We start from the raw sequence: 696 nt of genomic DNA, 5'->3' as shown, positions 1-696 counted from the left end.
ACTACCCGGTCATCCTCGGCGGGGCGGCCCTGACCCGCGCCTACGTCGAACAGGACCTCCACGAGATCTACGAGGGCGAAGTCCGCTACGCCCGCGACGCCTTCGAGGGCCTGCGCCTCATGGACGCGCTCATGGGCGTGAAACGAGGTGTCCCCGGCGCCGAACTCCCGCCGCTCAAGCAGCGCCGCGTCGCCAAGCGCGACACACCCATGCAGGTGGCGGAACCCGAGGTCGGTGGCCGCTCCGACACCGCCGTGGACAACCCCGTCCCCACCCCGCCGTTCTGGGGCACCCGCGTCGTCAAGGGCATCCCGCTCAAGGACTACGCCTCCTGGCTCGACGCGAACGCCCTCTTCAAGGGCCAGTGGGGCCTGAAGGACGCCGAGACCATCGCCACCGACGGGCGGCCCCGCCTCCGCGGCTGGCTCGACCGGCTGCACACCGACGGCCTCCTGGAGGCCGCCGTCGTTTACGGCTACTTCCCCTGCGTGTCCAAGGGCGACGACCTGATCATCCTGGACGACAACGGTTCTGAACGCACTCGCTTCACCTTCCCGCGCCAGCGTCGCGGACGCCGCCTGTGCCTCGCCGACTTCTTCCGCCCCGAGGAATCCGGCGAGACCGACGTGGTCGGCCTCCAGGTCGTCACCGTCGGCTCGAAGATCGGCGAGGCCACCGCCAAGCTGTTCGAGTCCG

Annotated in this window: 1 protein-coding gene; it reads left to right on the top strand. The window is 70.3% G+C overall.

All coding sequences use genetic code 11. The features are described 5' to 3' along the window. A partial coding sequence (locus E6R62_RS37840) for a vitamin B12 dependent-methionine synthase activation domain-containing protein (RefSeq protein WP_276615693.1) occupies positions 1–696 on the top strand: 696 nt, incomplete at both ends.

This window comes from Streptomyces sp. A1136 (assembly GCF_004795055.1).
GTDB lineage: Bacteria > Actinomycetota > Actinomycetes > Streptomycetales > Streptomycetaceae > Streptomyces.
This window is presented reverse-complemented; position numbering and strand designations above follow the sequence as displayed.